21 protein-coding genes and 1 pseudogene are annotated in these 19,978 nt (G+C 59.4%); 15 read left to right on the top strand and 7 right to left on the bottom strand.

Features of this window, described 5'->3' with window-relative positions:
- Window positions 1-14: 14 nt before the first annotated feature.
- The 3 genes from PAF20_RS06530 to PAF20_RS06520 all read left to right on the top strand — a co-directional run bounded on the left by PAF20_RS06530 (window position 15) and on the right by PAF20_RS06520 (window position 4,010).
- Entirely contained in the window at window positions 15-737 is a 723-nt protein-coding gene (locus PAF20_RS06530; protein WP_271072904.1) for a hypothetical protein, read from the top strand.
- 197 nt (window positions 738-934) lie between these two features.
- The gene (locus PAF20_RS06525) at window positions 935-2,509 is read left to right on the top strand and encodes a Re/Si-specific NAD(P)(+) transhydrogenase subunit alpha (protein ID WP_271072903.1); all 1,575 of its coding nucleotides are present in this window, start codon (window positions 935-937) and stop codon (window positions 2,507-2,509) included.
- A 10-nt stretch (window positions 2,510-2,519) separates the two neighbouring features.
- Entirely contained in the window at window positions 2,520-4,010 is a 1,491-nt protein-coding gene (locus PAF20_RS06520) for an NAD(P)(+) transhydrogenase (Re/Si-specific) subunit beta (protein WP_271072902.1), read from the top strand.
- Window positions 4,011-4,087: 77 nt separating this feature from the next.
- Here PAF20_RS06520 and PAF20_RS06515 read toward each other — a convergent pair whose 3' ends face one another.
- From PAF20_RS06515 to PAF20_RS06505, 4 genes and pseudogenes are all read right to left on the bottom strand, one after another.
- A complete protein-coding gene (locus PAF20_RS06515) occupies window positions 4,088-4,378 on the bottom strand; it encodes a hypothetical protein (protein ID WP_271072901.1) in 291 nt (96 codons plus the stop codon).
- 96 nt (window positions 4,379-4,474) lie between these two features.
- Complete coding sequence (locus tag PAF20_RS06510; RefSeq protein ID WP_271072900.1) at window positions 4,475-4,657, bottom strand: hypothetical protein; 183 nt, start codon at window positions 4,655-4,657, stop codon at window positions 4,475-4,477.
- A gap of 56 nt (window positions 4,658-4,713) precedes the next feature.
- Window positions 4,714-4,989: pseudogene (locus PAF20_RS18840) on the bottom strand (SRPBCC family protein); the annotation flags it as partial.
- A complete protein-coding gene (locus PAF20_RS06505) occupies window positions 4,986-5,324 on the bottom strand; it encodes an ArsR/SmtB family transcription factor (RefSeq protein WP_271072899.1) in 339 nt (112 codons plus the stop codon). The gene PAF20_RS06505 and the pseudogene PAF20_RS18840, both read right to left, overlap by 4 nt.
- 156 nt (window positions 5,325-5,480) lie before the next feature.
- Between PAF20_RS06505 and PAF20_RS06500 the strand changes: the two genes are divergently transcribed.
- Complete coding sequence (locus tag PAF20_RS06500) at window positions 5,481-5,885, top strand: MerR family transcriptional regulator (RefSeq protein ID WP_271072898.1); 405 nt, start codon at window positions 5,481-5,483, stop codon at window positions 5,883-5,885.
- Entirely contained in the window at window positions 5,836-6,231 is a 396-nt protein-coding gene (locus PAF20_RS06495; protein ID WP_271072897.1) for a carboxymuconolactone decarboxylase family protein, read from the top strand. Before PAF20_RS06500 ends, PAF20_RS06495 begins: the two co-directional genes overlap by 50 nt.
- Here the strand turns inward: PAF20_RS06495 and PAF20_RS06490 are convergent.
- Complete coding sequence (locus PAF20_RS06490) at window positions 6,222-6,740, bottom strand: L,D-transpeptidase family protein (protein WP_271072896.1); 519 nt, start codon at window positions 6,738-6,740, stop codon at window positions 6,222-6,224. The genes PAF20_RS06495 and PAF20_RS06490 overlap by 10 nt on opposite strands.
- 144 nt (window positions 6,741-6,884) lie before the next feature.
- Here PAF20_RS06490 and PAF20_RS06485 point away from each other — a divergent pair, with 144 nt between their 5' ends.
- Both PAF20_RS06485 and PAF20_RS06480 read left to right on the top strand, forming a co-directional pair.
- The gene (locus PAF20_RS06485) at window positions 6,885-8,168 is read left to right on the top strand and encodes a DUF3422 family protein (protein WP_271072895.1); all 1,284 of its coding nucleotides are present in this window, start codon (window positions 6,885-6,887) and stop codon (window positions 8,166-8,168) included.
- Between the two features lie 129 nt (window positions 8,169-8,297).
- Window positions 8,298-8,642 (top strand): arsenate reductase family protein, encoded by a 345-nt coding sequence (locus PAF20_RS06480; protein ID WP_271072894.1) that lies wholly within the window; start codon window positions 8,298-8,300, stop codon window positions 8,640-8,642.
- Here the strand turns inward: PAF20_RS06480 and PAF20_RS06475 are convergent, their stop codons facing one another.
- Window positions 8,643-9,197, bottom strand: coding sequence for a thioredoxin family protein (locus PAF20_RS06475; protein WP_271072893.1), 555 nt, complete (start codon window positions 9,195-9,197; stop codon window positions 8,643-8,645).
- Window positions 9,198-9,597: 400 nt separating this feature from the next.
- Here PAF20_RS06475 and PAF20_RS06470 point away from each other — a divergent pair, with 400 nt between their 5' ends.
- On the top strand, window positions 9,598-12,414 hold the full coding sequence (locus PAF20_RS06470) for an AMP-binding protein (protein ID WP_271072892.1): 2,817 nt from the start codon (window positions 9,598-9,600) through the stop codon (window positions 12,412-12,414).
- Here PAF20_RS06470 and PAF20_RS06465 read toward each other — a convergent pair.
- Window positions 12,387-13,157 (bottom strand): SDR family NAD(P)-dependent oxidoreductase, encoded by a 771-nt coding sequence (locus tag PAF20_RS06465; RefSeq protein ID WP_271072891.1) that lies wholly within the window; start codon window positions 13,155-13,157, stop codon window positions 12,387-12,389. The two genes, PAF20_RS06470 and PAF20_RS06465, sit on opposite strands and share 28 nt — an antisense overlap.
- A gap of 93 nt (window positions 13,158-13,250) precedes the next feature.
- Here PAF20_RS06465 and PAF20_RS06460 point away from each other — a divergent pair, with 93 nt between their 5' ends.
- The 7 genes from PAF20_RS06460 to PAF20_RS06430 all read left to right on the top strand — a co-directional run bounded on the left by PAF20_RS06460 (window position 13,251) and on the right by PAF20_RS06430 (window position 19,941).
- A complete protein-coding gene (locus PAF20_RS06460; RefSeq protein ID WP_271072890.1) occupies window positions 13,251-14,147 on the top strand; it encodes a LysR family transcriptional regulator in 897 nt (298 codons plus the stop codon).
- A gap of 92 nt (window positions 14,148-14,239) precedes the next feature.
- Entirely contained in the window at window positions 14,240-15,085 is an 846-nt protein-coding gene (locus tag PAF20_RS06455) for a putative hydro-lyase (protein ID WP_271072889.1), read from the top strand.
- Complete coding sequence (locus PAF20_RS06450) at window positions 15,082-16,116, top strand: TRAP transporter substrate-binding protein (RefSeq protein ID WP_271072888.1); 1,035 nt, start codon at window positions 15,082-15,084, stop codon at window positions 16,114-16,116. Before PAF20_RS06455 ends, PAF20_RS06450 begins: the two co-directional genes overlap by 4 nt.
- 29 nt (window positions 16,117-16,145) lie before the next feature.
- Window positions 16,146-16,691 carry a TRAP transporter small permease subunit gene (locus PAF20_RS06445; protein WP_271072887.1) on the top strand — a complete coding sequence of 182 codons (546 nt, stop codon included), beginning with the start codon at window positions 16,146-16,148 and terminating at the stop codon, window positions 16,689-16,691.
- Window positions 16,688-17,971, top strand: coding sequence for a TRAP transporter large permease (locus PAF20_RS06440; RefSeq protein WP_271072886.1), 1,284 nt, complete (start codon window positions 16,688-16,690; stop codon window positions 17,969-17,971). The genes PAF20_RS06445 and PAF20_RS06440 overlap by 4 nt, the downstream gene beginning before the upstream one ends.
- A 15-nt stretch (window positions 17,972-17,986) precedes the next feature.
- A complete protein-coding gene (locus tag PAF20_RS06435; RefSeq protein WP_271072885.1) occupies window positions 17,987-18,655 on the top strand; it encodes a DUF2848 domain-containing protein in 669 nt (222 codons plus the stop codon).
- Window positions 18,652-19,941, top strand: a complete 1,290-nt coding sequence (locus tag PAF20_RS06430; protein ID WP_271072884.1) for an amidase family protein — start codon at window positions 18,652-18,654, stop codon at window positions 19,939-19,941. The genes PAF20_RS06435 and PAF20_RS06430 overlap by 4 nt, the downstream gene beginning before the upstream one ends.
- Window positions 19,942-19,978 lie beyond the last annotated feature (37 nt).

The following is a 19,978-nucleotide window of genomic DNA, read 5'->3' as shown; positions in this document are numbered from 1 at the left end:
GAAGGAGACCATAAATGGCCAACTACGATCCAAACGATCCCGACAAGACAACACCACGCGAAACCTATGTCGAGCCGGTAGAAAAGCGCTCTTCCCCTCTGCCGCTGATCATTGGGATCTTGCTGGCCCTGGCGCTTGCCTATTTCGTCCTGACCCGCTTCATGGGCAATGACGATGAAGTTGTCGAAGAACCGGTGGTTGAAGCTACGGAAGAAGCGCCTGCCGCCGATCCTGCCGCGACGACCGAAGAACCTGCTGAAGAAGCGGCTGAGGACGCTGAAGCAGCAGTGGAAGACACCGCAGACGATGCAGAAGCAGCCGCTGACGATGCAGCGGACGCTGCTGCTGACACCGCAGACGATGCGGCGGACACCGCAACCGAAGCTGCCGACGATGCAGCGGATGCCGCTGATGGCGCTGCCGATGCTGCTGCTGACACCGCAGACGATGCGGCGGACACCGCCGCGGATGCCGTAGATTCGGCTGGTGAGGCCGCCGATGACGCCGCAGATGCTGCTGTTGATACGGCCGATGATGCGGCTGACGCAGCCGCCGACACCGCCGCTGACGCAGCCGAGACTGCTAACGACGCGGCCGCTGATGCAGCGGACGCTGCGGGCGATGCCGCCGATGCCGTGGGCGACGCAGCCGCTGACGCCGCGGATGCAGCTGGCGACGCCGTTGATGGCGCTACCGAAGAGCCCGTTGTTACGGTTGAGCCGGAAACGTCCAACTGATTGGAAAGGGCGTTCATCACGCCCAATCCGCAAAATTACGCCGTCGCAACCCGTTTGCGGCGGCGTTTTTCGTAACACTTGCCTGAGATTGCAGCTTTCGCGCTGAATATTTCCCTAAATGGCGCAGCGTCACTGACTTGTGAATATTTATTGCGCAATGCTAGACACTTCCGGACCGACGTCGAAAGGGGATGGCAATGAAGATTGGGGCATTGAAGGAAGGTCAGGCGGGGGAGAACCGCGTGGCGATCACACCCTCATCCGCCGGGTATCTGCAAAAACTTGGCTATGAGGTTCACGTCGAAAGCGGGGCAGGCGCTGCGGCGGGATTTACCGATGAGGATTACCGGGGCGCGGGCGTAACCGTCGACGCAACGGCGAATGATCTGATCAACACGGTAGATGTCGTCGCCAAGGTCCGCCCGCCTGAGACCGGCGAAATTCACGCAATGCGCGAAGGTCAGACGCTGATCTCGCATTTCTATCCGGCGCAGAATGCCGAATTGCTGGAAACCGCGAAGGAACAGGGCATTACCGCCATTGCGATGGATATGGTGCCGCGCATCAGCCGCGCGCAGAAGATGGATGCGCTGTCCTCGATGGCCAATATCGCCGGTTACCGCGCGGTGATCGAGGCTGCGAATAATTTCGGTCGCTTCTTCACCGGGCAGGTGACTGCGGCTGGCAAGGTGCCGCCAGCCAAGGTCCTGGTCGTCGGCGCAGGCGTTGCGGGTCTTGCCGCGATTGGCACCGCGACCAGCCTGGGCGCGCAGGTTTATGCATTCGACGTTCGCCCCGAGGTGGCCGAGCAGATCGAATCGATGGGCGCCGAATTCGTTTATCTGGATTTCGAGGAAGCGCAGACCGATGGCGCGGCGACGGGTGGCTATGCGGCGCCGTCCAGCCCGGAATTCCGCGAAAAACAGCTGGAGAAATTCCGCGAACTTGCGCCCGATATGGATATCGTCATCACCACGGCGCTGATCCCAGGCCGTGATGCGCCGGTTTTGTGGACGAAGGACATGATCGAGGCGATGAAGCCCGGCTCGGTTATCGTCGACCTCGCGGCGGAAAAGGGCGGCAATGCCGAACTGACCATACCCGATGAGAAGCATGTCACCGAAAACGGCGTGACAATCATCGGCTACACGGATTTCCCGTCGCGCATGGCGACGCAGTCGTCAGAGCTTTACGGCAACAACATCCGCCACTTCATGACAGACCTGACGCCAGAGAAGAATGGCGAGCTGGTCCAGAATATGGATGACGACGTGATCCGCGGCGCGACCGTGGTGCACGATCATGACATCACATGGCCACCGCCCAAGCCGAAGATTGCGGCCATCGCGGCGCAGAAGCCGAAAGAGAAGAAAAAAGAACTGACGGCGGAAGAGCGCAAGGCGCAGGAAGTCGCGGCGTTCAGGGCGGAAACGCGCCAGCAGGTCATGCTTCTTGGCGGCGGTGCAATCGTGCTGCTGCTGATTGGCCTCGTTGCCCCGGCAAGCTTCATGTCGCATTTCATCGTCTTCGTGCTGGCCTGTTTTGTCGGGTTCAAGGTGATCTGGAATGTTGCCCATTCACTGCATACGCCGCTGATGGCGATCACAAATGCGATCTCGTCGATCATCATTCTTGGTGCGCTGATGCAGATCGGCTCTGGTTCATGGCTGGTTGTGATCCTTGCCGCACTTGCCGTGCTGATGGCCGGGGTGAACATCTTCGGCGGCTTCCTTGTCACCCGGCGCATGCTCGCCATGTTCCAGAAATCGTAAGGAGGGGATGATGGAATTCGGATTTACCACAGCCGCTTATGTCGTCGCGGCTATCCTGTTCATCCTGTCGCTGGGGGGGCTGTCCAATCAGGAAAGCGCGAAGCGCGCGATCTGGTATGGCATCGTCGGGATGGCGCTTGCTGTTATCGCCACTCTGTTCGGGCCCGGGGCGGGCAACTGGTTCCTGTCGGTCGTTCTGATTGCAATCGGTGGTGCGGTCGGCTGGGTCGTTGCCAAGCGCGTGCAGATGACCGAAATGCCGCAGCTTGTTGCGGCGATGCACAGCCTTGTCGGTCTGGCCGCTGTGTTCGTCGGATTCAACGCCCAGCTTGAACTGGGCCGAGTGCTGCGCGCCAAGGCCGCAGGTCTGCCCGACGCCATTGCCGTCACCGGCGAACGTGCCGCGGCAGTCATTCCCGTCAACCCGTTTCGTGGCTTTGCCGAAGTTCTGACCCACAAGACACCGGCAGAGCTGAACATGCTTCAGATCGAGGTGTTTCTTGGCGTGTTCATCGGTGCCGTGACCTTCACCGGCTCTATCGTCGCCTTCGGCAAACTGGCCGGTAAGATTGACGGCAAGCCCAAAAAGCTGCCGGGTGGCCATATGCTGAATGCGGGGGCTGCGGCGCTGTCGCTGATCCTCGGGCTGCTTTACATCGGGGATATGGGACCGGCAGCCTTCTGGCTGATCCTGATTGCGCTGCTGGCGGGCTTTATCGGCTGGCATCTGATCATGGGTATTGGCGGCGCAGATATGCCGGTCGTCGTGTCCATGCTGAACAGCTATTCCGGTTGGGCGGCGGCAGCCATCGGCTTCACCCTGTCGAATGACCTGCTGATCGTGACGGGTGCGCTTGTCGGCTCTTCCGGTGCGATCCTGTCCTATATCATGTGCAAGGCGATGAACCGGAACTTTGTCAGCGTGATCCTTGGCGGTTTCGGCGGTGAAACCGGACCTGCGATGGAGATCGAGGGCGAGCAGGTTGCCATCGACGCCGATGGGGTGGCCACCGCGCTGAATGAAGCGGATGAGGTGATCATCGTTCCCGGCTATGGCATGGCGGTCGCTCAAGCGCAGCAGGCGGTCAGTGAATTGACCCGGAAGCTGCGGGCGGCCGGCAAGAATGTCCGCTTCGCGATCCACCCGGTCGCCGGACGTCTGCCGGGGCACATGAACGTGCTGCTGGCCGAGGCCAAGGTGCCTTATGATATCGTCATGGAGATGGAGGAGATTAACGATGATTTCCCGAATACGGATGTGGTCATCGTCATCGGCTCGAACGACATCGTGAACCCGGCCGCACAGGACGATCCCAACAGCCCCATCGCCGGTATGCCGGTGCTGGAGGTCTGGAAGGCCAAGAACGTCTTTGTCAGCAAGCGGGGGCAGGGGACCGGCTATTCCGGTATCGAGAACCCGCTGTTCTACAAGGAAAACACGCGGATGTTCTATGGCGACGCGAAAGATTCAATCAATGCGCTGTTGCCGCTGGTAGAGTGATCTTCGAATAAGTTGTAAAGAAAAGCCCCGCCGGACATGGCGGGGCTTTTTGCTGGATGGTGACGTGGATTGGGGTATCAGATGTTACGAAACCGCCGCGAGACCAGCATCAATATAAGCGTGACTCCCATGACCATTGCGCCGATACCGTATTCTTCGCCGGTTACCGCGCCAGTGGTGAATGTCCAGCCGAAATAAATCACGGCGAAGACAAGCGACAGGCCAAAAGCCAGTGATGCGCCTGCCGGATTAAAATATAGCATGGTGGCGCCCAAAAGCCCCGCGATGCAGGCGGCAGCATAGGCGATCCAGATTGCCGTGGGCGCAGACGCTGCATCGGCCAGATACTGGTTGGCTGCTTGCGACATTCCGAACGCATACCAAACTGCTGCAATAGGTGCGGTGATGCGGGTCCAGAGAGGGAAGGTGGCAGTTGTCATCTCAATTCGCCAGTTCAAGTGAAGCTATAATGGCCAGTTCTCTGCGGCCTGTGATTTCTTGGCGAAGCGGGTAAAGACGGGACCAAGCAAGCCAACCATGCGGCCGGAGAATGCCGGTTTTCCCGTCTCGCAAATTGATTTGAGGTTCTTGGCGATAAAACCCTGCGACGATTCCATCTCTTTCGCCAGCTTGCTGCCCGGCACCATGTCGTCGATCCGAGCTCGAACTCCGTTCCACCATCCTTTTCTGTCAATCTATAGGTGACCGTTACAGGCGGCTCGTCGATATTCGTCATGCGGAACGTGTGGGAATAGATATCCGGTGGATCGAACTGCAAAACCTCTCCCACGACCATCGCAACCTTACGGTTCGCACTGACCATTCGGTAATTCACGCCGGATCGCATACCGTTCTTTGTTTCGCAGACGGCACCAAAGAAGAACGGCAACGCCTCATCTGTTTTGACGAGCGTATTCCACACCGTCTCCTTGGGTGCGCGGATAAAAACGCGATTGATCTGTGTCGTCGCAGAGTTCATTCGTCCTTGTCCCTTCTGTTCCTTGATGCCGCAGCTTCCGCCACGGATTTGATGAGGCTCATCCGATCGAGCCAATGAGCGGAAAAATTGTCCGTCCACCGTTCATGGATCGCCTGAATCGGCACAGCGTTCAGGTAAAGACGTCGGGCGCGGCCATCTTTTTCGCTGATGACCAACTGCGCCTCCTCCAGCACCTTGATATGGTTCATCACGGCGATGCGCGAGACGTCGAAGTTGCTGGCAAGCTCCCCTACGCTCAGGCCCGGTTTGTCGCGGACCAAGTCAAGCATTTCCCTTCGCGAGCTGTGCGAAAGGGCGGAAAAAACACGGTCCATCTCAAGTTCCGTAATCATGTAATTACATTATTACATAAATAAGGATTCGTCAACGCCCATGCGTCGAACAATAAGAAGCGCCTTAAAGCCAAAGTTTCCGCTTGATCTGGACTGCGCTCCAGCACCTAGAAAGGGCGTCGGCAAGGAGAATCGGCCATGAAGATCGGCGAAATCGCGGCGAGAACCGGGCTCAGCATCGACACGCTGCGCTATTACGAAAAGATCGGCCTGATCGACCGTCCGGCCCGTGATGAGGCAGGGCGGCGCGATTACGATGCGGATGTGCTGGACTGGATCGCCTTTCTGGCCCGGCTGAATGCCACCGGCATGAAACAGGCCGACCGCGTCCGCTATGCCGATCTGCGCCGCGAGGGCGATGAGACGCTGGCTGAACGCCGCCAGATGATCGAGGCGCATCGCGCTGCGGTCGCGGATCAGATTGCCATGCTGAACAGCTCGCTGGATCTCCTCGATGCCAAGATCGAAACCTATCGAGAGATGGAACGAGACCATGACCGACACATATCTGGAGCAGGGCGAGCGCATCGCCGAACAGCTTAGCCCCGGCCTGCGCGATGCGCTTGCCGCGAAATACGACGCCATGCTGCCCGGCATGTCCGAAAGCCTGATCGGCTGGGCCTATGGCCACCAATACGCAAGGCCGGGGCTGGACCTCAAGACAAGGCAGCTTTGCACCGTGGCCGCGCTGACAGCGCTAGGCGGGCAGACCGGGCCGCAACTGAAGGTGAATATCGGCCATACGCTGGCTGCTGGCGCAGAGCCCAGAGAAATCCTGGAGGCGATCTGGCAGATGGCCGTCTATGGCGGGATGCCGGCCGCGATCAACGGGCTGAACGCGGCGGCAGAGGTTTTTGCCGAACGCGGCATAATCCCAGATCAGGGATAGATCATGACCGGCGTGCCGTCGGGAACCATCGCATAGATCTCTTCGATCTCGTCATCGGTTACGGCAATACAGCCAGCTGTCCAGTCACGTTCGGTCGCAACCCGGCCCTCCGGGCCCTGACCGTGAATGAAGATATCACTGCCGACCTGAACCCCCTGGGCGAGTGCACGTGCAATATCCGCCTCATTTGGGTAGTTGATTCCGACCGAAAGGTGATATCGGCTGTTTGGGTTGCGCCTGTCGATATAATATAGGCCTTCTGGCGTTTTCCCGTCACCTTCGTATTCTTTATTCCCGACCGGCGCGAAGCCCAATCCGAAATTGTACTGCTTGATAACAGTCGAGCCGGAATAGACCTGCATCAATCGGCGGGATTTGAACAGGTTCACCCGCGTGACCGGCGGGCCGCTGTAGGATTTGAACCGCGTGTCCGTTGTCGAACTAGAGCAGGCCGAAATCGCCAAAAGGCTTGCCCCGCCCAGCATCAATTTAAGGAAGTCCCGCCGCATAGCTGTCCCTTCGCGTTTTTTCTGCCTCATGCCTATTGTGGACGCGGGGGCCGGGCGGTGCAATGGCACCACAGTTCACGTAAGCTTGATCTGCGGCGCTACGTCATTGTTCCGCAAAGCGATTCACTCGGCTACGCTTTTGCCATGGACCGTACACTTGATCACCCGATGCGCAGCACCCTTGTCAATGAGCTACATGCTCGTCCTTCACCGCGTGTGAAGGCACCGTGCCACGCAGTATATATGGCCTTCAAGGAACCCGGCGATGCCGCCGCGCGCGACCGTGAGCGAGACATTTCCCATATTCGCGAACTTGTCGACCGCCACGGTGCGCCCAAGCCGAGTATCGGTGACAGCCATTATTCCGCAGCTTTGGGCCGCCACCGGCTGATCTGGGAAAGCCACACAGAGTTTGTCAGCTACACCGCGATTGCCGAGGGCGTGGCGGAACAGCCGTTTGATCCCAGTTGCGCTGATATTTTTGCGTCGGATTGGCAAGCGGAGGCGCCCGGCAAGCGGGTCACTGCCGCAATGATCCGGGTCGAGCCGCTGCCTGATGATCTGTCGTCGGTGAATGACAATCTTCGCAAGTGGTTCAGCAAGGACAGTTTGGCGGCCTGCTGGGTGCTTGAAAACTCGGCACTCGTCGCCTCTGATTTCAGAATCGACCCGAATGGCTGGATGCGTTTTGCCGTTTTCGTGCGCGATAGCGTTGGGGCAGGGCGCACGGGTCGGATCATTCAGCGCTTGTGCGAGATCGAGACATATCGGGCCATGTCGATGCTGGGCTTGGGGCGTGCCCGGAAGCTGTCCGAACGGCTGAACGCTTTGGAGCCGGAACTTTCGGGCATGGTCGATGAAATGGAAAACGGCCCGGCGGAAACGACGCTGCACCAGCTTCTTTCCGTCGCGTCGCGGCTTGAATCGCTGGCCACGCAAAGCGCGTTCCGCTTCGGTGCCACACGCGCTTATGAGGCGATTGTGAACGACCGCATCAGGGCCCTGCGCGAAGAACGCTTTCAGGACCATCAGCTATTTTCGGAATTCATGATCCGCCGCTATGACCCGGCGATGCGAACCGTAAAATCGACCGAAGAACGCTTGGCCCAGATGCTTGAACGCACGGGCAGGGCGAGCGAATTGTTGCGGACGCGGGTCGAGGTCGATCGGAGCACACAGAATCAGCATGTCTTGCAAAGCATGGATCGACGGGCAGAGCTGCAATTGCGGCTTCAGCACACCGTCGAAGGGCTGTCCGTCGTTGCCATCAGTTACTATGCGGTCGGTTTGATCGGCTATCTTCTTGCACCGGTCGCCAAATCTTCCGGTATCGACAAGGCGCTGCTGATGGCGGCAGCGACGCCTATCGTTGCTTTGCTGGCGTGGCTGGGGCTGAGGCGGCTGAAAGCGGCAATACATCAATCGTGACTGGACGTGCAGCGAAGGTTTCGCGATAACAACGAAAAACAGGAGCAGAACTATGAAATTCATCCTCGCTGTCGCGGCGGTCCTTGCACTGTCCGCCTGCAATGTACCCTTCGTACCGCTGATCTGATCATGTCCAAGACGCTGAAAATGTATGGTCTGGACTATTGTTCCACGGTGCAGAAGGCGCAGAAAGCGCTGAAAGATGCCGGCTGGACGGTAGAGTTTCACGACGTCAAAGAAGACACGCCCAGCAAGGCGGAATGGACGAAAATGCTGGACGCCTTTGGGGAAAAGCTGGTCAATCGTGCCAGCCTGACATGGCGCGGCATGTCCGAGGAAGAGCGTTCCGCCGCGCCAGAGGATATGCTTGCCGCCAAACCGGCGCTGATGAAACGCCCGGCGATAGAGCATGAAGGCCAGCATTTCCTAGGCTGGACAGCGAATGTCAAACGCGCCTTCGGAATAGATCCCTGATCAGCTTTTCCATTTGATAGAACATCCCATCGAGGGCGTCTGATCCTTGGGGCCGTGTCCGGTTCGGGCGATCTGAACCATCGCTTCAAACAACTCGCGCCTGGCGTCCGCCGGGCCGGGTTTGCGGCCAGACGCGTCCAGCCGGCCGCGATACTGCAATTCACCATCGGCATTGTAGCCGAAGAAGTCAGGCGTGCATTCCGCGCCGAACGCCCGTGCCACGGCCTGAGATTCATCGTAGAGATATGGAAAACTGAAACCGTGCCTTTCAGCCTCCGCCTTCATGAATTCAGGCGCATCGCTCGGATAATCGGCAACGTCATTCGCTGAAATCGCGACAACACCAATCCCGTGATCCCGCTGCAGCTCTGCTGCGTCGCGCACGATCCGGTCGAGCACCGCCTGAACATATGGACAATGATTGCAGATAAACATCACGAGCGTGCCGTTCGCGCCGCGTAACTGCTCCGAGGCAAAGGTCGATCCGTGTGGATCAGGCAATGTAAACTGCGGCATCGGCGCACCAAAATCGCATACGGGTGGTGTTACGGCCATGGTATTCCTCCGTGTTGCAACCATACCCGGTTTTTGCGCTTCGCCGGTCTCAGGTGCAATCAAAAGTATTAAGTTACATAATACAGATTATAAAAATAATACCTGTACCTGGGCGGTCTCACGTCCGAAGTACAAATTCTCTATAAAAAACGACTTCGACGACAATCATGCGAACTGTACAGTTGACAACCTCGGCCAACGCGAAAAATGACAGTTCGCGCTTTCCTAACCGTGTCATGATCCTTTTTTCGCCTTAGGCGCGGCAAGATCATGGCTTGAAAATCGCCTGAGGCGACGCAACATATCACACCTGTAGTGCGTCGGATGGAATAAACCGGCAGCGGAGTTCCGTTCGCTTATCTCGCACCCGCATATTCTAGTACGGACCGCTGTTTTCTCCATGCATGATGACCTTCCCCCCATTTCTGCCCAACTGGCCGATGCCATTGCGCGCTATCCGGATCATACCGCGATGCGCGATGAGCGGATGGCTTTGAGCTATGCGCAGTTGGGCGGGTTCGTCGCACGCTGCCAGCAGCAGATGGATGGTCATGGCGCGATTGGTGTGTTCGGCGCCCCGTCTGCATTATTTGGTGCGCTTGCCACGGCATGTGTCATCGCGGGAAAACCTTTTGTTCACCTTGATCCGGCGATGCCTGATCCGGTGCTGCAGAATGTCATCGAAGAGCTTGGCATCAGCCTTATCCTGATCGCGCAACCGCCGCGACACGGACAATTGCCGGATCATATCGCGACCGTCGATGGGGCTTCGCTGATCGGCGCAAGGCCGGTGGATGTTCTTGCCACTGCGAAGGTAGAACCGGATGATCCGATCTACCTCGTCGCTACATCTGGCACGACGGGCCGTCCGAAATGCATCCCTGTTACCCATGATGCGGCCCTGCTGTCCTATGTCTGGCGCGATGTCTACACGCCGTACCGCCCCGGCATGAAGGTAGGGATTTACATTTTCGCGATATGGGAGATGTTCCGCCCGCTGAGGAATGGTGCAGAGCTTTGCTTTCCCGGGCTGGACGACCTGATGTCGCCGCAGGCGCTCGCCAGGTTCATAGATCGCCATGACATCCATGAAATGCTATTCACGCCGTCCTTCCTTGGAAAGATCCTTCAAGGCGTCACGCCGCAACTGGGCGCAACCCTGCCCCTTCGCCGTATCATCCTGAATGGAGAGATCGTCACCCCTTCCCTTATCGCAGAGGCGCGAGCGAAAATTCCGCAGGCAAGGCTTTGGAATCTTTATAGCATTTGTGAAACTCACGATGTCAGCATGTCGGATGTGACCGATCAGCGTGATACGACAGATTCTGCACTTTCCACCGGTGTGCGGGTTGGCAGGGCAATGCCGCATCTCCGCCCCATTGTTCTTGACGACGCCGATCGTCCCTGCCCGCCCGGTCAGCCCGGCTTGCTGCATTTCGCAGGGCATAGGATGCTTGCCCCCGGCTATCTGAACCGCCCGAATGAGACGGCGCGACGCTTTCGAGATGTTTCGATAGATGGAAATATCACGCGGCTGTATGACACTGGCGACCGAGGCTATATCGAGCCGGATGGGAATATCGTCATACTGGGCCGCGAAGCGCATATGCTGAAACTGCGCGGCCATAGCATTCAGATCAGTGAACTGACGACGACGCTGAGTGAGCTTATCGCCTTCTCGCATGCCATACCCTGGATCAAAGACATTGGCGATCAGGGCACGGCTCTGGTGTTGTACTACGTCGCGGATGAGGAGCAGGCGCAGATCAATAATCTCCGCTGGCAGATGCGGGGCGACAGCGAACGGATTTCACCCTTGCTCGCGCGGGAACTGCGCAAGGTCGTGCCCGCTTACTGCATCCCGTCATATCTCGTCCGGCTTGATGCCATTCCGCTGAATGAGGTGTCGGGTAAGTGCGAGTATCGCGCCCTGCCCGACATCCAGCCTGCCCCGGGCGATGATATAGGTGCGCAATCTACACTGCCCAGCGTGGCCCACGCCGCACGCATTTTGCGATGCCCGATTGATCAGGTCGATCCGGCGCAGTCGTTCCACGATCTGGGCGGCGATTCCCTGATGTGTGTGGACCTGATCCTCGCGCTTGAGCAGACATATGCGCGAAGCGTCGATTTCGACTGGGCGCTGAACCTGCCGCTGGGGCGACTGCACGAATTGTTGCAAGCACAGACGGCAGAGGCTGGCGGCGCCCCCGATATGTCACGACGCGGTATCCTGCTGAGCGGGGTCACAGGTTTTCTCGGGCAGCATGTACTGGCGGCAGCCCTTAATCGTCTGCCAGAAGATCAGGTGGTCTATTGCCTGATACGGCCACGCAGGCGCGATCCGCAGGAGCGGTTGGAGAGCATCATTGCTGCCTCGGGCTTGCCCGCCGAAAGGGTCATTCCAGTGATTGGCAGCGTGGACGGCATGCGCTTTGGACTTCGCGACGATGATTATGCGAAACTCTGCCAACAGGTTGATTTGCTCATTCACTGTGCAGCGACGGTTAACCTCGCGGTGGAGCCTGCACAGATGGTTGCCTGGACAAAGACCGCGATGGCGAACGTGCTTCGCTTCTGCAAGGACGCGGGTGCCGAACTGCGCTTTTCGTCGTCCAGTGCCGTTTTTCCAGATCAGGGCGGACCGCATCCGGAGGAGCCTGCCTCCCCCTACCCCGGCATATCCGGCTATGGTGCCGCCAAGCTGGCGGCCGAGGCAGAGATTGCCTCTGCTGGCGTTACGGCGGCGGTTGTGCGGCTGCCTTCGCTTTATGACCTCGACGCGCCGAATGGCAAGGATATCTATGAATCCATCCTTTCGGCCTGCGTGCAATCGCGCAGCATTCCCGACGGCCTGACCTTCCCGATGACCGATGTTCGCGCCGCCGCGGCATTCTTGGCAAATATAAAGGCGCGTGAAGCGAATACGGTCAGCTATCTGAACCTCATCACCGACCCGGTTTCGCCGGACCTATCCATCAGAGGCTATGACACGCTGCCGGCCGATCAATGGTGCGCGCAGGCATCGCTGCCAGAGTTGCTGCGTAACCTGATCGACCAGGGCCCGCATGTGCTGAGCGCCGATGCGCGCTTCGATAATGCAAACGCGCAAAAGGCATGGAGGGACGCCGGGCTCGGTCCCTTTTCAGCGATTTCGGATTCCGAGGAGCTTTTGCTTCGCCGCCTCTATCACCACAATGAACCGGCATTCACCTGATAGTCAGCCATTGTCATGGCGCGACCGGCGTCGCTGGCCAGAAAAACGACCAGCCCCGCGACCTCTTCAGGCTGCACCAGCTTTCCTTGCGGGTTTGACGCTTCATATTTCGCCATGACATCAGCGCGCGAAGCGCCTTCAGCGACATCTGCCTCTATAAAGGATTGCAGCATTTCTGTTTGCACCCATGTCGGGCTGATGGTGTTGCACGTGACGCCGTTCGCAGCGCCTTCCAGTGCCACACAGCGGCTGAGGCCCAGCAAACCCGCCTTGCTTGCGCAATAGGCCGCATTGTTCGCCATGCCCTGATGAGCCGCGACCGAGGCGATATTCACGATCCGACCCCAACCTTGGGTCAGCATTGAAGGCATGACCTCGCGGATCATCTTGAAACTGCCGGTCAGGTTTGTGTCGATGGTGTCGTCCCAGATGCGGTCTGAGTGGCCGGCAATCGCGGCCTCCTCATAGATACCCGCGGCATTGACGAGGATGTCTACGCGACCCCGCGCCGCGATGACACCTTCAACAAAGCCATTGCAGCTTCTGCTGTCGCGCACGTCAAGCTGGGCGAATTGCACGCTATCGTCAAACTCTGCGCGCAGGGATGCCGTCTGCGCATCGTCGCCCGCGCGCCGCGCACCGACAAAAACCACGGCGCCTTCGGCAGCGAGGCGCTGCGCGACAGCCCGACCCATCCCCGACAGGCCGCCCGTCACGATTGCGATCTTGTTTTTCACCATCATGCGCCTTGCCTGTCACCTGCTGCATGTGGCGTCAAGCGCACGGTGTGATGATCGCTGCTGTGACAGCCAGTGCTTGACTGCGCCCGCCCTTGGGTGGAAATTTTCAGCGTGTTCGGCTTTCGCGATATAGAGGTCATTCGTGCCATTCTGCTTCATGGCGGCTTTCGCGCCGCTTCAGAGGCCACCGGCATTGCGCAATCCGCGATTTCACGGCGCGTGCGTCATCTGGAAGATCGAATGGGTATCACCCTGTTTGAACGTGATGGCAGGGGGGTCAGGCTGACGGCCGCCGGGCGAAGGCTGGTCGAAGAGACAGAGGTTCTGGTTGCCCAAAGGGACCGTATCCTTGACGAACTGACGCAAGGGGTCATGGCCGGTGTCGTGCGGCTTGGGGTCGCTGAAACCGTTACGCATACGGTGCTGCCCCGGATGCTGACCAACCTGCGCAATGACCACCCCTTGCTGCGTTTCGAGATTTCGGTCGATACCTCGGAACGGATGAGCCAGCTGCTTGTTGACGACGCATTGGATATTGTCATCCTGATGCGCGATCTGGCGCCAAGGGGTGCCAGCATGACGCCCCTGCCCTCTGTCGGGTTGGGGTGGTACGCGGCCCCAAAGCATTTCAACCTGCCGCGCCCTGCCGGTGTCGACGATCTGGCTGCGCTGCCCATCGTGTCCTTTCCGAAGGCCTCGCTGCCCCACAGACAGGTGGTGGAGCTTCTGTCGCCCGGACGTAAACAGGCCGCCACCGTGCATGGTTCGGCATCTTTGGCGACAGTCTTACACCTCGTCGGGCAAGGCTTCGGTGTTGGAACGATTCCCCATGATATCGTGGCGGCATGGCCCCACGAAGGGATCGAGCAAATAGAGGTCCGGCCCGAGGCCCGCCTGCCCGATCTGGATTTCGCCATTTGCTACATCGCTGAGCGCAATGAAAAAATCGGTCGCGAAGTGGCAGCAGCCGCTGTTAACGCGGCCCATAAATGATAGCTTAATTAGATCAGTATTGGCTAAAATTGAACTATTGATTCAATCGGTCAACCTGCGGAATCCTTGCAATGATAGAGGAGTTTCGTCCGATGACCCAAGATGCGCCGGATCTGTCAAATCCCCGTGCCCTGCGTGAGCGGATCCGCAACGGCCAGTTCGACGGACCGACTGCGGGGGTTGGCGGTGATGCGTTGCAGGCTAATCTAGTTATTCTCGGCAGCAGCGACGCGGCGGATTTCCTGCGCTATTGTCAGGCCAATCCGCGGCCCTGCCCGCTTCTCGCGGTGGGAGAGCCGGGCGATCCTTCGCTGCCCACCCTTGGCCACGGGATCGACCTGCGCCATGATCTGCCGCGCTATCGGGTGTGGCGGAGCGGTGAGCTTGCGGCAGAGCCTGCCGATATCGCCGATCTGTGGACCGATGATATGGTTTCCTTCGCGATCGGGTGCTCGTTCAGCTTCGAAGATGCGTTGTCGCGGGCGGGCATTCCGGTTCGCCATCAGCAAAGCGGGCGCAATGTGCCGATGTATCGCACCAACCTTGCGACCCGAACTGCAGGTCGTTTCTCCGGGCCCCTGGTCGTCAGTATGCGTGCGATGCCTGCCGCAGACGCGATCGAGGCAATAAAGATCTGTGACCGCTTCCCTCTCGCCCACGGTGCGCCTGTGCATCTGGGGGATCCGGCACAGATTGGTGTCGCAGATATCATGGCCCCGGACTTCGGCGATGCGCCTGACATTCGCGACGGCGACATTCCGGTTTTCTGGGCCTGCGGTGTCACGCCCCAGGCCGCGATCATGGCGGCACGCCCGGCTTTGGCGATCACCCATGCGCCGGGGCATATGCTCGTGACCGACATTCCTGCCGGCCGCGCAGAAGCGAGGCTGACCGGCGTCCAAACCAACCCAAAAACATCAACAGGAGAGATAAAATGAAAAACACACTCGCAATACTCGCCTCGGCCACGATACTGGCGACGCCTGCCCTTGCCGAAGAGCTCGCAGTCGTCGGCAGCTGGAGCAACCTGCCGCTTTATCAGGATTTCGAAACCCCATTCTGGACCGAGCAGCTATCCGAATTGACCGGCGGAGAATTCACCGCGCAACTGACCAGCTTCGACCAGATGGGCATCGCGGGCGCTGACGTCTATCGGATGTTGGGCGACGGCGTTTTCGATGTAGGCTCAACGGTGGCCGATTATACGGTCGGCGATGCGCCGGAACTGGAAGGGCTTGATGTTCCCCTGCTGGCCAACACCCCGGCGGAGGCCCGCGCGATGGTCGAAGCCGCCCGTCCGATGGTCGATGACATCATGCGCGAGCGTTTTGGCGCGCAGGTGCTGGGCATCGCCCCCTACCCGCCGCAGGTGGTTTTCTGCAAAGGAGAGGTCGCCTCTATCGCCGATCTGGAAGGCAAAAAGGTGCGCGGTTCTGGCCGGATGACGACGAAGTTTCTGGAAGCGCTTGGTGCCGAGGGCATCAATGTCGCCTTCTCAGAGGTTCCCGGCGCCCTGGAACGCGCAGTCATTGATTGCGCGGTGACCGGCGCCGGCTCAGGCTATTCGGCGGGTTGGTGGGAAGTGTCGGACACGCTGATGACCTTGCCGCTTGGCGGTTGGGATTCGGTCGTGATCGCCATGAACGGTGATCGCTTCGACGGGCTGAGCGCAGAGCAGCAGGAAATGCTGAGCAACGCGGTCGCAGAAGGTCTGGAAGGCCCGGCATGGGACGCGGCCGAAGGCGGGTTGGCCAATGACATCGCCTGCCTGACCGGAGAGGGCGAGTGCGCATCAGGTGAAGCAGCCTCGATGATGCTGGTTGAGCCGTCCGAGGAGGATGTAGCCACGGCCCGTGAAATCCTGACCGCTGAAGTGCTGCCTGATTGGGCAAGCCGCGCCGGTGCCGAATGGATCACCCGCTGGAACGAAAGCGTCGGCCAATCCGTCGGCGTCTCCATCGAGCAGTGATGCTTGGCTAAAGCATGGGAAACCCTGCCATGATTGATCAAACCTATGGCGCGCTGCGGCGCGCCAATCAGATCGTCGCCCTCATCCTTGGGGTGGTGCTTCTGCTGACCGTGGCGTTCATCCTGACCGATGTGGTCATGCGCGGCTTCAGTCTGGGCTCGCTTGGGGGTTCGGATGAGATTTCGGGCTATGTCATGGCAGCGGTGGCAAGCTGGGGGCTGGGCTGCGCGCTTATTCAGCGCGCCCATGTCCGCATCGACATCATCCGCCACAGGCTGGCTGACACGGGACGGGCGGCGATGGATATATTTGCGATGATTGTGACCACCGGCACGGTGTTGTTGATCGCCTATCATTGCTGGCCGGTGCTGGAAAAAACGCTGGAACGCGGATCGCGCGCAAATACGTCGCTTGAAACGCCGCTGTGGATTCCGCAGGGAATCTGGTTCGCGGGCTGGCTGTGGTTCGCGCTGACGGCCACGGTGCTGAGTCTGATTGCAATTGCATATCTGGCAGCGCACCGCCGCGATGCTCTGGAAGGCGCCATCGGTATCGGATCGGAGGTCGAGGAATGATCTGGACCGTCGCCATATCCCTGCTGGGTCTCATGGCCCTGTCCATCCCCGTCGGCATCGTGCTCTTCCTTCTGGGCATCGGTGTCGGAGAGTTCTATTCCGCCTTCCCGCTTTTGCGCGGCCTTGGACAGGTTGTCTGGTCATCGTCCAATTCCTCGACCCTCATCGCCATCCCGCTGTTTGTTCTGCTGGGTGAAATTCTGGTGAAAGGCGGCGTGGCCGAGCGGACCTATGCCGCGTTGGACAAATGGCTGTCATGGCTGCCGGGCGGTCTGGTTCACGCAAATATCGCCACGGCTACGATGTTCTCTGCCACCTCCGGTTCATCGGTCGCGACTGCGGCAACGGTGGCTACCGTCGCCATGCCCCAGGCCGAGCGCCTGAAATATGATCCGCGCCTGTTTGCCGGTTCCATCGCAGCCGGTGGCACGCTGGGAATATTGATCCCGCCTTCGATCAACCTGATCGTCTATGGCTTCCTGACCGAAACCTCTATTCCGCAGCTGTTTTCGGCCGGATTGGTACCCGGCATGTTGATGGCGCTGTCGTTCATCGCGATCACCGTACTGATCTGTTCGATCAAACCCGCGCTTGGCGGCCCGTCGCGCAGCTTTGCATGGTCCGAACGCTTGCGCAGCCTGATCCAGCTGGTGCCTATCTTTATTCTGTTCGCAGTCGTGATCGGCTCGATCTATGCGGGATGGGCCACCCCGACAGAGTCGGCGGCGATTGGCGTGGTCATGGCAATGCTCATTGCCATATTCCTTGGTGATGGTCTGGGCGGGCAGTCGATGTCGGATGCGCTCCACGGGACAATCCGCATCTCCGCGATGATATTGCTTGTGGTCGCGGGCGCATCTTTCCTGAACTTCGCCATGACATCCGCCGGTTTGGGGCGTCAGCTGACCGCAATGATCGAAGGCTCTGGCCTGTCTCCCTTCGGGACGCTGCTGCTTATCATCGCGCTTTATCTGGTGCTTGGCTTTTTCATCGAGACATTGTCGCTGATGGTCGCGACCATCCCGATCGTGGTGCCGATCATGGCGGGCCTTGGCTACGACAAGGTCTGGTTCGGCGTGCTGCTGATCGTGCTGATCGAAATGGCGTTGATCACGCCGCCCGTGGGTCTGAACCTCTTCGTTGTTCAGGGGGCGCGGAAATCGGGCAGCATCAATCAGGTCATCGTGGGTGCAATACCCTATGTGCTGATGATGATCCTGATGATTTTTGCGCTGATCGCGATGCCGGGGCTTGCGCTCTGGCTGCCCTCGATACTCTAGGAAGGACAGACTGACATGCGTTTCAACGTGAATGGCACGCCATTGGATCTGGACATGGCCCATCTGGTCATCGCCGGTTGGACGGGCCGGGATCCCGCGGCGATTCAGCACCATATCGAGGAACTCGCCGCCCTTGGCGTCGCGCCTCCTTCCACCACTCCACTGTTCTACCGTGTCGCCGCGTCACTGCTGACGACTGCGACTGAGGTTCAGGTGGTCGGCGACTCATCTTCTGGAGAGGTCGAACCGATGATCGTTCAGGCACAGGGTAAACGCTGGCTCGGCCTCGGTTCAGATCACACTGACCGCGCACTGGAAGCACAGTCGGTGGCAATGTCAAAACAGGTCTGCACCAAACCCTGCGCGGAAGAACTCTGGCCGTGGGACGAGGTCGCCGACCGGCTGGAGGATATCCAGCTGGAAAGCCATATCCACGAGAATGGCGAATGGGTGCTGTATCAGCAGGGAACGATCGCTTCGATCCGCCCGCTGGCCGATTTGCTGGACGGCTCTGCACTCAATGACCTGTCGAAAGATGGGGCGGCGGCCATGATGTGCGGAACCTTTGGCGCCAAAGGCGGTGTCAGGGCCGCAGCAGGCTTTCGTATGACCATGACCGATCCGGCGTCGGGCAGGCAGATCAGCCATGAATACGTCGCCCAACAGTTGGCAGAGGTCGCATGACGCAGTCTTTGCAGAACAAGGCTGAAGCAGCGATTGCCCGCGTCGCTGCCCTGCCCGAGGCCATGCGCAGGGCGATTTTCACCGAGTTCAATCCTGATCGCATTCGCGCAGAAGCGGATGCCCTGACGGATCGGCAGAGATCGGGCGAGGATATGCCACTTTTCGGCACCCTTATCTCGGTGAAGGATTTGTATGATGAAGCAGGTTCGGTGACCTCTGCCGGTTCCCGGTTGCTGGCTGAGCGTGCCCCTGCAACTGCGGATTCCACTGCCGTTACAAGGTTGCGTCGCGCGGGTGCGCTGATGTTCGGACGCACCTCGATGTCGGAATTCGCCTATTCGGGTGTGGGGCTGAACCCGCATCACGGCACGCCTTCAAGCGCAATTGCCGAAGGCTTCATTCCGGGCGGGTCAAGCTCCGGTGGCGCGGTGGGCGTGGCGTTGGGCCTGACCGACGCGGCAATCGGCACGGATACAGGCGGGTCTTTGCGTATTCCGCCCGCTGCGAATGGTATCTGGGGGATAAAGCCAAGTCAGGGTCTGGTGGATGACAGCGGAATTCATTCCCTTGCGCCCAGCTATGACACCCCCGGACCCATGGCCCGTGATCTGCCGCTTCTGAAGCGGCTGCTAGAGGTCATGGCCGCCGCACCGCTGTCGGCCACGTCACCGGAACGGCTGCGGTTGGCTGTCCCGCAGGGTGCCTTTACAAACGATCTGTCAGATGCGGTTTCGACACTGTTTGACGCCGAGCTTGCCCGCCTGCGCAGGGCAGGCCATCAAGTCGAAGCGGTGGATATGGCAGAGATCGGCGAGGGCATCGGCCTGAACCGCATCATCGTCTCGGTCGAGGCACATCGTATTTATGGCCAGGACCTGACGAAACTGGAAAAGCTCGGCGATCCACGGGTTCTCGCGCGTATCCGTTTTGCCGAAACGCTCTCGCCCGCCCAGATAGAGGATGCTTATGCCGCGCGTGCCGAACTCATCGGAAAATTCGACAAGGCTATCGCAGACTTCGATGCTGCCGTCACACCGACACTGATGATGTTGCCGCCGCGTATCAGCGAGGTTGAGGACGATTTCGACAGGCTAAATGCTGCGATGCTGCGAAACACCTCGCTGGTCAACCTGATTGACGGCTGCGCGATTGCAATGCCCACGCCGGGCCTGTCACCCGCCTGGTCCATGACGATGCTGGTGGGGCGTAAGTGGCAGGACGCCGGGATGCTAGCTGCAGCCGCGCGGATTGATCAGAGTGTCGCCCCCGTCGAGAGCCTGGCCTGACCCTACGCCCGAGCAAGAGAAAGGCGGCGATGTCCGG

Source organism: Paracoccus albus (assembly GCF_027913035.1).
GTDB lineage: Bacteria > Pseudomonadota > Alphaproteobacteria > Rhodobacterales > Rhodobacteraceae > Paracoccus > Paracoccus albus.
This window is presented reverse-complemented; position numbering and strand designations above follow the sequence as displayed.